The organism is Clostridium sp. C2-6-12, from assembly GCF_009928485.1.
GTDB lineage: Bacteria > Bacillota > Clostridia > Clostridiales > Clostridiaceae > Clostridium.
In genome coordinates, this window is the sequence record NZ_JAABNP010000006.1 from 23,805 (window position 1) to 38,384 (window position 14,580).

General features: G+C 26.6%; 11 protein-coding genes and 1 other annotated feature. Of the genes, 5 read left to right on the top strand and 6 right to left on the bottom strand.

The window, feature by feature from the left end; translation table 11 throughout:
* Nucleotides 1-23 precede the first annotated feature (23 nt).
* From GXK56_RS06700 to GXK56_RS06720, 5 genes are all read right to left on the bottom strand, one after another.
* Nucleotides 24-698, bottom strand: a complete 675-nt coding sequence (locus GXK56_RS06700; protein WP_160686481.1) for a TetR/AcrR family transcriptional regulator — start codon at nt 696-698, stop codon at nt 24-26.
* A 23-nt stretch (nt 699-721) separates the two neighbouring features.
* Nucleotides 722-1,744 carry an ABC transporter permease gene (locus GXK56_RS06705; protein WP_160686483.1) on the bottom strand — a complete coding sequence of 341 codons (1,023 nt, stop codon included), beginning with the start codon at nt 1,742-1,744 and terminating at the stop codon, nt 722-724.
* Nucleotides 1,741-2,493 (bottom strand): ABC transporter ATP-binding protein, encoded by a 753-nt coding sequence (locus GXK56_RS06710; protein ID WP_243156033.1) that lies wholly within the window; start codon nt 2,491-2,493, stop codon nt 1,741-1,743. The genes GXK56_RS06705 and GXK56_RS06710 overlap by 4 nt, the downstream gene beginning before the upstream one ends.
* Before the next feature lie 348 nt (nt 2,494-2,841).
* Nucleotides 2,842-3,432: an ECF transporter S component gene (locus tag GXK56_RS06715; RefSeq protein WP_160686485.1), complete on the bottom strand. Its 591-nt coding sequence runs from the start codon at nt 3,430-3,432 to the stop codon at nt 2,842-2,844.
* A 165-nt stretch (nt 3,433-3,597) separates the two neighbouring features.
* Nucleotides 3,598-3,816, bottom strand: coding sequence for a PspC domain-containing protein (locus GXK56_RS06720; protein ID WP_160686487.1), 219 nt, complete (start codon nt 3,814-3,816; stop codon nt 3,598-3,600).
* A gap of 490 nt (nt 3,817-4,306) precedes the next feature.
* On the opposite strand from GXK56_RS06720, the gene GXK56_RS06725 reads away from it, so the two are divergent.
* The 4 genes from GXK56_RS06725 to GXK56_RS06740 all read left to right on the top strand — a co-directional run bounded on the left by GXK56_RS06725 (nt 4,307) and on the right by GXK56_RS06740 (nt 8,311).
* The gene (locus GXK56_RS06725) at nt 4,307-5,173 is read left to right on the top strand and encodes an ATP-binding protein (protein WP_160686489.1); all 867 of its coding nucleotides are present in this window, start codon (nt 4,307-4,309) and stop codon (nt 5,171-5,173) included.
* 82 nt (nt 5,174-5,255) lie between these two features.
* On the top strand, nt 5,256-5,444 hold the full coding sequence (locus GXK56_RS06730) for a DUF4250 domain-containing protein (RefSeq protein WP_160686491.1): 189 nt from the start codon (nt 5,256-5,258) through the stop codon (nt 5,442-5,444).
* 175 nt (nt 5,445-5,619) lie between these two features.
* On the top strand, nt 5,620-7,401 hold the full coding sequence (locus GXK56_RS06735) for a bifunctional diguanylate cyclase/phosphodiesterase (protein WP_243156034.1): 1,782 nt from the start codon (nt 5,620-5,622) through the stop codon (nt 7,399-7,401).
* 29 nt (nt 7,402-7,430) lie between these two features.
* Nucleotides 7,431-7,666 (top strand) — a binding site (T-box leader).
* A 126-nt stretch (nt 7,667-7,792) separates the two neighbouring features.
* Complete coding sequence (locus tag GXK56_RS06740; RefSeq protein ID WP_160686493.1) at nt 7,793-8,311, top strand: tryptophan transporter; 519 nt, start codon at nt 7,793-7,795, stop codon at nt 8,309-8,311.
* Nucleotides 8,312-8,364: 53 nt separating this feature from the next.
* On the opposite strand, the gene GXK56_RS06745 is transcribed toward GXK56_RS06740, so the two are convergent.
* On the bottom strand, nt 8,365-9,090 hold the full coding sequence (locus GXK56_RS06745; RefSeq protein ID WP_160686495.1) for a polysaccharide deacetylase family protein: 726 nt from the start codon (nt 9,088-9,090) through the stop codon (nt 8,365-8,367).
* A 182-nt stretch (nt 9,091-9,272) separates the two neighbouring features.
* Here GXK56_RS06745 and GXK56_RS06750 point away from each other — a divergent pair, with 182 nt between their 5' ends.
* The gene (locus GXK56_RS06750) at nt 9,273-14,561 is read left to right on the top strand and encodes a diguanylate cyclase (protein WP_243156035.1); all 5,289 of its coding nucleotides are present in this window, start codon (nt 9,273-9,275) and stop codon (nt 14,559-14,561) included.
* Nucleotides 14,562-14,580 lie beyond the last annotated feature (19 nt).

Below are 14,580 nucleotides of genomic sequence, written 5' to 3' on the forward strand. Positions count from 1 at the left end.
ACTAATTTTGCTACATAAAGTTTTTAGGGATTAAAAGTTTTTAAAGTACTATTTTTACCAACACCATTTAAAATATATTGAATTAAATATTCTAAATCATTCTCGTTTTCTGGCAATTCAGGTAAGGCTATGTAGTGTAAAAAGAGATAACCAAATACAGAAGTAATTATTAAATTAATAATAGTATGGCTAGGCATATCAACAACTTGTCCATTTGCTTTAAATTTTTCAATAATAGAAAAGCCTCTTTTTGCTGAAGGGAAAATAACTGTATTTATTATTTTGCTTCTTAGTTCAGGGTGAAAAGGTACTTCTTGAATTATTACTTTTAAAATCGGTGCACTTTCTGAAACAAATTGTTTTCTGTTCATTATTATTTTTCTTAAAAAATCTTCAAAGCTATCCTGATTATCATTTAAAATTTCATAAAAATCCTCTAAAAAAATTTCAAATAATGAAATCTTAGATAATGCATTGGGAATAGCGTATAAAAGATCTTTTTTAGTTTTGTAATATCTAAAAATAGTGCCTTCTGCAACTTGTGCTTTTTTAGCAATTTCACTAGTAGCTGTAGCCTCATAGCCTTTTTCTGAAAAGAGCTCAATTGCAGCACTAAGAATGTTAATTTGCTTTTCTGTCATGTCCATGTCTGTAGAACTTATGCTTATAAGATCTTTTAAAGTTTTTGTAGATTTCAATTTTACTCACCTCGTGTGTTTTACTATATTTTGCGATATTTTTTCAAAGCTAAAATATTAGCAATGGTAAAGAAGATACAAATTAATATTAAAATAAAGGCATCAAACAAAATATCTTCTAAGCCTTTACCTCGAATCATAATATTTCTAAGAGCATCAGCTGAATACCATAAGGGCATAAACTTGCCGAAAGATTGAAGCCAGATAGGCATGGTAGTCAGGTCAAAAAGGCCTGAAAAAAATACTTGTGGTACAACGATAATAGGTATAAACTGAATTACCTGCAATTCATTGTTTGCAAAAGCTGATATAAAGGTTCCAATAGTTAGTGCAACCATTGCTGTTAAAATAGTAATTATAAGAACTAATGAAAATGAACCAACCATCATTATATGAAGAATATTAATAGAAAACCACGCAATAAGAGCTGATTGTATTATTGTAAAGGAACCAAAGCCTAAAAAATACCCAATGACAATTTCCCATCTTCGAAGGGGAGTTGCTAGGATTCTTTCTAATGTTCCAGTAGTTCGTTCTTTTAAAAAGGCAACTCCAGCTATTAAAAATACAAAAAAGAATACAAAAAATCCAATTAGTATAGGTCCAAAATTATCAAAGGCAGCCATATTTTCATATCCGTATAAATAAGTTATATCAGGTGCTACAGTTTTTGATAAGCCTGAAAGAGAAAGCGCATTTTGAGTTAACTTAATAACGGCTTGACTTTTACTGGGATCACTGCCCTCAAGTGTTATTTTGGGAATTCCACCTTCAAAATTAATCAGTGCATCAATTTCAGAAGCTTTTAAAGTAAGATCAGCATCATTTTCGGTAAATCTAATAACTTGTACATCATTATCCTCTAATTTGTTTACAAAGTTTAAAGGGGCATTTATTATTCCGACTTTAGGATGATACTCTGAACCATCAAAAACAAATGAAAGTAGTGTTAAAACTAAAATCGGTGCTAATATCATTAAACCAATAGTTCTTTTATCATGAGCAAGTTGTAACAAAATTCTTATCATAATTGCTTTAACTCTCATTTTGATTCACCTCCATAATACAAAAAGGCTTCTTCGATTGTAGCTGAATTTGATGCAAGTTTAATTTCAGTTGGAGAACCTATAGCAATCAATCTACCATCTCTAATCATACCTAAAGTATTACATTTGTCAGCTTCATCCATTACGTGAGTAGTGACGATAATAGTAGTACCATTATTCTTTAGTTTATATAATTCCTCCCAAATAGACTTACGAAGTACAGGATCTATTCCAACAGTAGGTTCGTCTAATATTAATATTTGTGGTTCGTGTATGAGAGCAATTGCAAGAGACAAACGTCTTTTCATACCTCCTGAATACTGCTTTACCTGCTTTTTTAAATGATCAGATAAATTTACTAATTCCATAACTTTAGTAATTCTTTCTTTTTGTTTTGCTCTTGGAAGTTTGTACATAGAAGCAAAGAATTTTATATTTTCTTCGGCTGTAAGTTCATCATATAAGGCATCAGATTGGGCCATGTACCCTATTTTATCCATCATTGAAAGCTTTGGCATTTTTTCGTCAAGTAAATATACATTTCCACTGGTTGGAGAATCAATGCCAGAAATCATTTTTACAATAGTTGATTTTCCAGAACCCGATGGTCCAAGCAATCCTAAAATTTCAGAATAGGGAACATCTAAACTTATATCAAAAAGAACTTGTTTCTTGCCGAATAATTTATTCACATGTTCAATACGAATTGAAGGAGAGTTTTTGGTCATGTTATTAGATAAATTTTGCATAATGGTGCTCCTTTCTGAAATGTAGTGAGTAATCACTCATTTTTATATTAAAAAAATAATTTCAAAGCTTTTTAGTTGAAATTTCAAAGATTAGATTTTATATAAAATTTTCTCTACTTTTATTCATATTATAATATGGCATAAATAAAAATTCAAGAAAAAATATTTCTAAAAATAGTAAAATGAAAATTATATTTATGGAGATGAATTAAATGATTAAGGATAATTGGAGGGGAAAATAATTTGCTTTTAAAATTAAATTTAAGGAGATTTCATAAAAAATAAAATTGTGAACATAATAAAAGATAGGCAAGTTTAATATATTGCCTATCTTAATATAATAATATATTATCTTTTTGTTTTAAAAATAGCTATTATAACGGGAACTGAAATTACAGCACTTACTATTGCTTCTGGAATTCCGTTTGTAGCACCAATAGTTGCAATTGCAATACCAGCTGTTTCAGGATTTATTTTAAGGATAGCGGAATATCTTTCTAAATAAAAAACATAAGTCAATCCTAAAACTCCTATTGTATTAACTAAAGTAGCACAGATTGATGCTATTGCTATGCTTATACCCTGATTTTTAATCTTTGATTTAATAAGAGTGTATGCATAATACGCAACCAATCCAATTAAAATTCTAGGAACTAAAGCTATTATAGGATTCCAAAAAATAAATGATGTTGGACCAGGAGCAGTAAAATTTTGATACATTGAAAATAAACCAAAGACTAAGCCTACAGCAGCACCTACCACAGGACCTTCAACAATTGCTCCTATAATAACAGGAATATGCATTATAGTGGCTCTTACAGGTGGAATTGGAATAAATCCAAGGCCAGTCAATCCTAAAAAGATTGAAATTGCAGAAAGCATACCAACCATAGCTATTTGTCTTACTGAAAATCTTGTTTTAACATAATTTCTTTCCATTAAAATACCTCCGTTCTTATTCCTTAATTAATGGATATAATTCGGAAAAATCTATAATCATATATGAATTTCCGTTCAGTTTCCATAGGAATACCGACTAATAGTATTTTATCACTTTAAAAAAAATCTTCAACTAAAATTTGAAATTAGAAAGAAATTTAATTATTAATATCGGTCTGGATTATTATATATATCTTGTTTGTCAGGCATTAGTATTGCAAATATAAAGTATATAACAATTAAAATAGGCAGTTCTATAGTTATTAACACAAATAGAACTCTGACTAAAGTAACATCTCCATTTATATAATCAGAAAAACCTGCAAGAACACCAGAAATTTTTTTCCTCGATATATCTTTATATAATCTCTTTTTTTCTAACATTGAAACCACCATCCATCTTTTTTTATTTTATGTATTTTAAGTATATAAATTAAACTCATTTCTAGTAATATTATAATTATTTGCTTGAATTTTCAATTGGTACATACATGAAGTTAAAATTTAATCTGAAAATATACAAAAGTCTTATTAATATTTATTATAATAGAGAAATTAAAATATAATAGTAGGTTTAACGTATCTTTATATAATAATAAGAAAATCATAAGATATTTAAGAATTATTTCACTAAAATTATTGTTGTATATATAATAAAAATACTTGTAAATGTTATTGGTTCATTATAAACTTTTTAAAGAAGAAAGATTGGGATTAGTTAGGAGTTAAATAAGAAGTTTATAAGTAAACGAGTATATAATATAGGATTAGTTTATTACTTGCTGTTTCTTCAAAAGGAATTTTGAATTATAATATATAAAATGAATAATATTTATGTTGAGAATATTATTAAGATAATAAGGAGAAAATGATAATGAGTACAATTGCAGGAAAAGGTTGCGAAAGAATTATACCTGATGGAGAAAAAAAATCGTTATATGATATAGAAAGAAGTATTATAAAAACTTACAGAAAAGATATTTGGAGAAAATTTATAAAGGCAGTTATGGAATATAAATTAGTAGAAGAAGGGGATAAGATTGCTGTTGGTGTTTCAGGTGGGAAAGACAGTATACTTATGGCGAAGCTATTTCAAGAACTTCAAAAGCATGGACCAGTTAAATTTGAATTGGTATTTTTAGCTATGGATCCAGGATATCATCCAGATATTAAAAAGTTATTAGTTGAAAACTGTGAATATTTAAATATTCCAATTCATATGTTTGATTCGGGAATTTTTGAAGTAGTGGATAGAATGGCTAAGGATTATCCTTGTTATTTATGTGCAAGGATGAGAAGAGGCTCTCTGTATTCAAAAGCTAAAGAATTTGGATGCAATAAACTTGCACTAGGTCATCATTATAATGATGTGATTGAAACGACTATGTTGAATCTATTATATTCAGGTAATTTCAAAACTATGTTACCTAAATTCAAATCAAAGAATTTTGAAAATATTGAACTTATTAGGCCACTTTATTATATTGAAGAAGACGATATAAGGAGATTTATTAATAATAGTGGTATATGGCCATTAAACTGCGCTTGTATGGTTGCAGCAGAGAAAATAGGAAATAAGAGATATGAGATTAAAGATTTAATTAAAGAATTAAAGAAAAACTTCGACGGAGTAGAAAAGTCTATATTCAGAGCGGCCGAAAATGTAAGTATGGATGGAATATTAGGATGGCAGAAAGGTGATACGAAATATTCTTATTTGGATTTTTATGATGAAGAATAGCACCAAGAGTAAAGGTGTTTATTAATTTGGAAAAGTATGTTATATTAGAGTAAGCAATATATCTAAAAAAGGAAGAATAGAAATGACAAATGATTCAATAAAGACTATGGATCCTATTATGTTATTAAGTATAATCAATATGAAATTAAGAGATCAATATTCTTCATTAGATATTCTTTGTTATGATATGGGAATATCTAATGAAAATATAATATCTAGGTTAGATATTATAGGTTATTCTTATAATGAAAAGGAAAATCAATTTAAGTAATTGAAAGTATATTTTAATTTTAGTTTAAAATGTTAGGGAGGATGATGGTATATGAATTTAAAAAAGACAGGAAAAATACTTACTGTTATGGCAGCAACAGCAGCTTTAATAACATCCTTAGTAAAAGACAAAAAAGATAAAGAAACAAAAGAAAAAAAATAAATTGAATTATAGCTTGAGTGAAGGATTATGGGGTATGATTAGGGAAGAATTTCAATTTAACTATGAGGAAATTTTAGATTGGTCAGATAACAATGGATTTAACATAATTTGGAATCAGTTGGATAAAAAATTAATCGTTGATAATAAGGTCATGGAATTTATACAAGAATATGACATTGAAAATCAAAATTTAGACCAATTTATGAACTTTGTTGAAGAAGAAGATAAAAAAAATATGTTTGAATTTTTCTTTCAGGATTTAAGCAAAAGTTATGAAAGCAGAGATCAGATACAACAAAGATATAAGATGAAAGATATAAATGGAAATATAGTAGAATGCATTATCATTGGAAAGACAATACAGAATAAAGAAAAATTTTATTTTGTTGGAACAAGTTATTTGTTTGGAAAATTAGAGGATGATTATAAAAACATAGACTCTTGGATGAACAATTGGAAAGAGTCTATGGTTAATAATACTGTAAAATCAATTATTCAAAGTGATAGAATTACAGGGTTGCCAGATAAGTATTTTTTCAAAAATACTGTTACTAATCTATTAAAAGATGTTGCTGAAAATGGCACTAGAGCAGCGATGGTAATAATTAATTTGGATAATTTTAAATATGTAAATGATTCTTTTGGACATGACTTTGGCGATTTATTACTAAAACAAGTAGGTTGTAAAATATTAGAATCTGTACCGCCAGATGTATTAGTATCTCGTTATAGCGGAAATACGTTTTTGTTATTTAAATACAATATGGCTGATATTCATGAAGTAGTGGCTTTGTGTAATATAATAATAAAATCTTTTGAAGAGCCAAATTTAGTAGGTGACAAGAAGATTTATTTGACAGCTAGCATCGGAATTGCTTTATCTCCGGATCACGGAATTGATTATAATACTCTATTAAAGAATGCAGATGCTGCAATGTATGAAGCTAAAAAGAATGGAAAAAACGAGTGTGATTTTTTTAATGATAGTCTCTCAGTAGAATTAAATAGAGTTTACAGTTTGCAAAAAGGATTGAGAACTGCATTAGAAAATAATGAAATATATGTTATGTTTCAACCTAAAGTATCTCTTGATGATTCACTAGTAAATGGTTTTGAAGCACTTGCAAGATGGGAAAGTCATGAATTTGGAACAGTGAGTCCTAATGAATTTATTCCAATAGCGGAAAGTTCTAAGATGATAGTTCCAATTGGAAGATTTGTTTTAGAAGAAGTGTTTAAAAAGACTAAATTTCTATTAAATGAAGGTAAGGATAATTTTAAGATAGCTGTTAATTTATCTGAAATGCAGCTTAGAGACGATATTATTTTATCAGATTTTAAAATGTTGATAAAAAAATATAGAATAAATCCTAAATATATTGAAGTTGAAATTACTGAAAGTATGCTAATGAAATCTTTTGATAAGAACGTGAGAATACTAGATGAGATAAAGAAATTAGGAATTAGTATAGCACTAGATGATTTTGGAACTGGATATTCATCTTTAAATTATTTAACAAAGCTTCCTATAGATGTATTAAAAATAGATAGAAGTTTCTTAATTGATTTAATGAATAATCCAAAGAGTAAATGTATTGTGGAAAATATTATTAATCTATCTCATCAATTGGGAATAGAAGTTGTAGCAGAAGGTGTTGAAGATAAATCCCAAGTTGAATATTTAAAAATTATATTATGTGATGTTGTTCAAGGTTATTACTTTAGTAGACCTAGAATGTTTAATCAAATTAAAGATACAATCGGAAAAGAAATAGAAAATAGTATTGACAAATAAGAAAAATGAGTATAGTATAGCAATATAAAGTAAATCCTAAGAAGAGGGATAGTAATCAGGATACGATGTCAAAGAGAGTTGAAGATGGTGAGATTTCAGCACGGTAGTTAATGATGAATGGGCCTTTGAGGAGCAATATGAAATCTTTTTAGAAAGTAGTTGAGCCGTAAGTCGCACGTTATAGCGAATAAGATATGTATGTATCTGATAATGAGAGGCATTTTATGCAATCTAGGTGGCAACGCGGATAATCTCCGTCCTATTATTAATAGGACGGAGTTTTTTTATATTTAAAAATTGGGGGCGTGATAGTTATGTTATGAAAGAAAGTGATTTTAATATAGAAAATATAGAAATAAAGCAATAATAAATAATAAAGGGGAGCTTAATTATGAATACAAAAAAAATGGCGGCAAATGCAATATTAATAGCAGTAGGAGCAATATTACATCAACTTACACCAGGACTTGGAATACAATCAGATTTTTCATTAGCAATGCTATTTATAATAATAGTATTAAATAAAGATTACAAGACAGCATTAACATGTGGAATTATCATCGGAGTTTTTGCAGCACTTACAACTAAAACTCCAGGTGGACAATTACCTAATATTTTAGATAAGTTTATTACAGCTAATTTAGTATATTTAATATTAATGCCATTAAGAAATAAAGTTAATAAGCTTGTTCAAATGGGAATAGTATTACCTTTAGGGACACTAATAAGTGGAACAGCGTTTATAACATTACTAGCAACAATTGTTGGATTACCAGCAGGAGCATCATTTGGAGTTTTATTTGCATCAGTAGTTATTCCAACAATGGTTATAAATACACTAATAGGATTAGTATTATTTAAGATCGTTGAAAAAATATCAGCAACAAGCGGGGCATATGCAGTACAATAATAAATTTAAAATAAAGAAATGAGACTATCATTGTTATTGGTAGTCTCATTTCTTTATTTATTATATTTTTTTACAAAGTGAAATTCTTCAGGAGTATTTCCATCAATTGGCTTAAATTTATATCCATTTTCTTTATAATATTTAATTATTTCAGGCAAAGCTTTAACAGAATTTTTGCTCATATATGCACAATGCATTAATAGTATTACATTGTCTTTACTACTTTCAGAATTTCTAACAAATGAACTTGGACTAGCATCAGGGTGAGCTCCGTCTCCACTATCTGTATTCCAGTCATAAATTTTAAAATTATTTTTATGAAGCAAATCTACCATTGATGGGGAAAGTTTATAGCAGTTATTATTACAACCAAAAGGAAATCTTAATATATTAGGCTTAAAGCCAACGATAGAATTTATTAATTCTTGGGTTTCAAGCATTTCATTTAAAAATGCTTCATTAGAATTATAAAGAGAGTTCCGCTTGTGACTCATACTATGGAGTCCAAGAGCATGACCTTCATTATACATTCTTGTTATTAAAGATTCTTGACCTTTAATTTGATCTCCTATTATAAAAAAAGTTGCAGGTACTGATTCGTGTTTTAATATATCCAAAATATCTTTAGTGACTTTTCCTGCTGGACCATCATCAAAGGTTAAATATACAATCTTTTCTTCAGCAGCACATACTTTTAATGAATTAAAGTTTAGAGAGGAAATCAGAAAAAATATTATTAAAATAAAAGAAAAAGATTTTTTAAAAAATTTGAAATTCATAAAATCACCTTCACTATATTATTACTACAAAAATATTATGTCCTAAAACTAATTTAATATTAATGTAAAATAGAGGTTTATTGATAGAATTGCTTTGGGGATATAGGAAAATATGGTATAATTTTAATTAAATTGGTATGGTTAGACTTATAAGGAAAAGAGTTGGATGAGTATTGAGAAATGTGAATAATAAGTATTTAATTGAATATGAAATGACAGTAGAAGAAAATTTCTCTAATTATGTAGTTAAAGATTCAGAAAAAGATGAGAAATATGTATTATGTATTTTAAAAAATGATTTTACATATGAAAAGACAAGAGAATATTTACTGAGTAAATTTAAAACTATTAAAAGTTTGAATTTTGATAACCTTATTAATATTATTAAGATTGAAATAATTCATAGCATTAATGGTATTAAATTAGAAAAACCTCAATATGGATATTTAATGGAACATATCGAATCTAAAATAGATACAAAAAATTATCTTGAACTGTGCACTCCTTATAAAAAACTAGATATATTTATGGAGTTATGTGCTGCAATTAATACATTGAATATGCAAGGATATATATTTGATGATATCTCAATTAAGGATATAAAATTAATTCATAATTCCCACAATCACATGAAAGTAAAGTTAAAAAGCTTATTGCAAAATGAATTAGGCAAATTTAATTTGCTTAATTCTGCCATACACTCATTGCCTTATCAATATAATATTGAATCTGGAGAAGAAGGAATTCTAAAAAAAGATAATATTGAGATTGTTGTAAATTTATTTAATCAAATATTTACAGATGAGGACTTAGAGCACGAATTAAGGGAATTAAATTATGTAAAAAAATTATATAATCGAGTAAAAACTATAAATAATTCTTTCAGAATTCAAGCGTTTATAAAAGATATTAATGATAAGATGCATAAGGATTATAAATATTTTGCAGTTGAAGCTTTGAACAAACTCCAAATTGATTTGGACATAATCGGTATGAAAGAAGAAATTAAGATCGTAGAAAAAAATTTTCAAAGAATACTGGAAAATAAAGAGAATTATAAGATTATTGGTTTTAACGGAGAATATGGAAGCGGAAAGACAAGATTATTAGAGGAATTGAGATATAGACTTGAAAATAAATACTTTAAAGATATTTTATATGTGAGCGATTTCACAAATAAAAGTATTTCTAAAGAAGATAGATACGAAGATTTAGTAAATTTTATATTTCAAAGAATAGATAAGAATTTAAAGGAAAAGTATGAGATTTATATAAAAAAATTCATCTCTATATTAGTTAAAGAAAATCCTAGTAAAAGTGATAATAAACAAAAGCTTCAACTTATGAACAGAATGGGCAAATTTATAAATGAATTTACTACTAGTAAACCTTTTGTTATATTGATCGATGATTTAGATCTAGAAAATGAAGTCTTTAAATCATTTATTAAATATATTGCATTTTTGGGCCATAATTTAGAAAATGTAATGATGATATTTTCTATGAATCAAGAAAAATGCAGTAAGGATTTTTTAGAGTTTATAAAAGAGTTAAAAGAATTAGAGCAATATGAAGAATATAAAATAAACTATTTTAATCAATATAATACTACTCAGATGATAAAAAGTATGCTTAAAACAAATGAAGAAATGAATAGGCTTTCATTAAGAGTTTATTCAGAAACTTTGGGTAATCCACAATACATAAGTGGCGTAATAAGAGAGTTATATGAAAATAAAACTCTATATTTTAATGAAGAAAAAGGATTGTGGGAAAGTGATATTGACGAAAAAAATATTCTAATACCTAAAAATTTAGAAAAGCGTTTAGAGATGAATATTACTTCATTAAACGAAGAAGAAATAAGCATTTTAAAAAGACTATCCATTTTTGAAACGCCATTATCTGAAAAAATTATATTGAAGTATATAATAGTTGACTTAGAAGATAGGAAGATTTATGGAAATTTAAAATCAAAAGGTTTTTTAGAAGATAAAATTAGTGATCAGGGAATACTTGTAGGTTTTACTAATAATCTTTTAAGAAATATATTATATTTGAAACTTGAAGATAAAAATAGAATAGAAATGCATTTTAAAGCATCTATTTTTCTTGAAGAGGTTTTGTTTGAAACAGATTATTATGTAGAAGAATTTTTGATTCATTTAGAAAAGAGCCAAAATTTAAAAAAAGCATATTTGTATACAAGTAGATATGCAAAAGTACAAGATGTTATAGGTAATTTGTCTAAAGCTATAAAATACTATAAAAAAGCTTTGAATTATTCTGAAGTTCAAAATAGATGTGAGATTGCTATCAATATAGCGAAACTTTATGAAAAAAATTCTAGGCATGATAAAAGTTTTGAATATTATGAAGTAGCTAATCAACTTGCAATACAAAATGATGAATTAGAAATCGAAATATACACTCTACTTGAGATGATCATTATTAAGATTAATGATATTACAGATATTAATACAGGAATAGACTATTCTTTGAATTGTGTAAGACGGTTATTAGATAGAGTGAACTATCCGAAGGGAGAAGTATACTATTATTATGCACTTGCATTAAAATTTAGACTTGAATACAATCATAAATTAACACTATTAAATGCTGAAAAAGCATTGAACATATGTCACGAAAATAAAATAAAAGAGGATATTTATGCATGGATAAACATTATTATGGTAAAGGTCTATATTAAAAGAGGTAATTATATAGAAGCCAAAAGGTTATGTTTAAATGCGGAAGAAGCATTTATAAATAATAACAATATTAATGGTGAATTATTAACTAAGTTAAATTATGCAACTATTTCTAAAGAAGAGAATAACTCAAATGAAACAATTTTAGAACAATATTTTGAAATTGTTAAACTAAGTAATAAAAATAAAGTATATAAAAAAGAAATATTAAGTTTAATTTATATTGCTAAAATTTACAGACAGGAAAAAAAATATAAAGAGGCAGAAGAATTTTTGTTAAAAGCATTAGAAAGAGAAAGAGAGGAAAATATAGAATCATATTCTTTTAATATTTGCAATGAACTTTGTTTAATATATATGAAGCTTGGAAAAATAAATTTAGCAATAAAATATTATTATTTAACAAAACAAATGGAAAAAGGAATAAAGCTTCTAGAAGAAGAGGTCATTGATTCTAACTACACTTATGCTTTATATAACTTATTAATTTGCAACTATAATATGGCATATAATTATTTGAAAAAAATATATACTTTAGCATTCAATAATAAAAATTCTTTTCATAAAATTCTAATTTGCAATTATCATGAATTAATGATCTATAAATGCAAAAATGAAAATGATATAAGAAGGGCGTGGGAAAAATTACAAGTAAAAATTGAAGGGATTGAAAATAAAGAAATTAAACTTGAAATAAAAATAAATGCCATAAGAATAATTCTATCACTTGGATATAAAGAGTTTGCTAGGGAATTGTTTTTAAAGCTAAAGGGGTATCCTAAAGATTATAATGTAGAAGGTATGTATTTGTATTTAGAGTTTAATTTTAAAAATAGAAATCACTATAATTTTTTGATAAATAAAGCATTAAGATTATGTGCATATATAAATAATCAGGAACTTAAGGCAGATATATATTGCATGATTGGGAAAAAATATAATGAACTAAAGTGTCATGTTTTAGCTATGAATTATTACTATGAATCCATAGCATTGCATGTAGAGGTAATTAAATCATTGCCTAGAAGTGATAGGTTAATATATATAAATAATAGTAGATTTCTAGAATCTAGAGATAAATTTATAGAGTGTTTAAATAAAAAATTAAACATTAACTTAACATTTAAAAGCATTAAAGATGTTAAAATGAATAAAGAAGTAGAAGAATTATTAGTTGAATTAAGTTTGAAAAATATACTAAGTAATCAATCAGTACTTAACTTGGCGCAAAGTCTATATGAGAATTGTTATTATAATGATTTGAAGGATATATATACCGTATTTGATAGATTTTCTAGTGATAATATTAGTAATTTAGAAAATATTATGAAGTTTATGGCAAGGCTCACTTTGGCAGATAAAGCTATGATAGTTATGGAAAATAACGAGGGTGAAAATGAGGTTATATGTACTTATAGGATTAGTGATAAAAATGAAATAAACAGATATTTTTCACTTAAAGTTGATTCAGAAGAAGATATATTTATTATAAGTAATAGTGATGAAAAAATTAATCAATTAGATAATAATAAGATACTTAAAGATGGAATAAAGGCTTGCATGTACATGAAAATCATAAATAGAGAAAAACAGATTAATAGTAGTGTTGGAATAAATGCAAGATTGATTTTAATTACTAATAATGCTTTGAATTATATTAATTCTGAATCTAAGAAAACTATGAAAAAGTTTAAGCCATTTTTAACATTTTTATTAGAAAAATATAATCTTACAATAAGTTCAACTTTAGATAAATTAACTGGCGTTTATAATAGAAGGCATTTTGAAGAAGCATTACTTTTTTTATTAGATAGTGCAAGGTTGGATAAAACTGAATTTGCTGTAATAATGTTTGATATTGATGACTTTAAAGGTGTAAATGATAAATATGGACATCAAACAGGGGATGAAGTTTTAGTTAAACTAACTACGGAAGTTAATAAGTGTATAGGAAAGAGCGATATTATTGGAAGGTATGGTGGTGAAGAATTTATATTATTACTTCCTAATGCAAATAAAGAAAAAGCTATAAATATGGCTGAAAAAATAAGAAGTAATGTTGAAGCAGCAAAAATTTTAGGAGATAAAAGAAAGATTACTATTAGTATTGGAATAGCTATGAGTGCTTACGAAGCCCTAAGCAGCCAGGAAATAATAGAAAGAGCAGACCAAGCTTTATATAAAGCAAAAAATGAAGGGAAAAACAGATTTGTTCTTTGGGAAAAAGATTACGGCATAAGTATTAATGCTAATAATGAACTTACAGGAGTGTTATCTGGAAATGCAACAAAAGATTATAATATTGCAATTATACTTAAGGAAGTTGCCAATATAGTAAAATGCAAAGGCGAAAAAGAAGATAAAATATATCAGCTTATACTAAAAATTATGCAGGTTATTGAGGCTGAAACGGCTACAGCATTTATAGTAAAAGAGAACAAAATAGTGAATATGTATAGCAAATCAAGAACGAAGGATGGATGGTATGTAGTTGAAAAGTTTAATTTTAAGCTTATTTATGAGACTATTGAGGAAGAGAAAGGAAGGTATTTAATTGATTGGGAAAGTATGGACAATTATAATCATTATGGCATTCCAGATTGGAAATCTGTTTGTATCACTCCAGTAATATGTAATGGCAAAATTCTAGCTGTTATATACCTTTCGGTTTCAGTAAATAAGCGAGAATTTATTTTAAATGATTATAACCTGTTAAATTGTTTTGCAGAAATTGGGGTTTCAATTTTTGAAGGACTTTAAATTATAATCACGTTAAAGG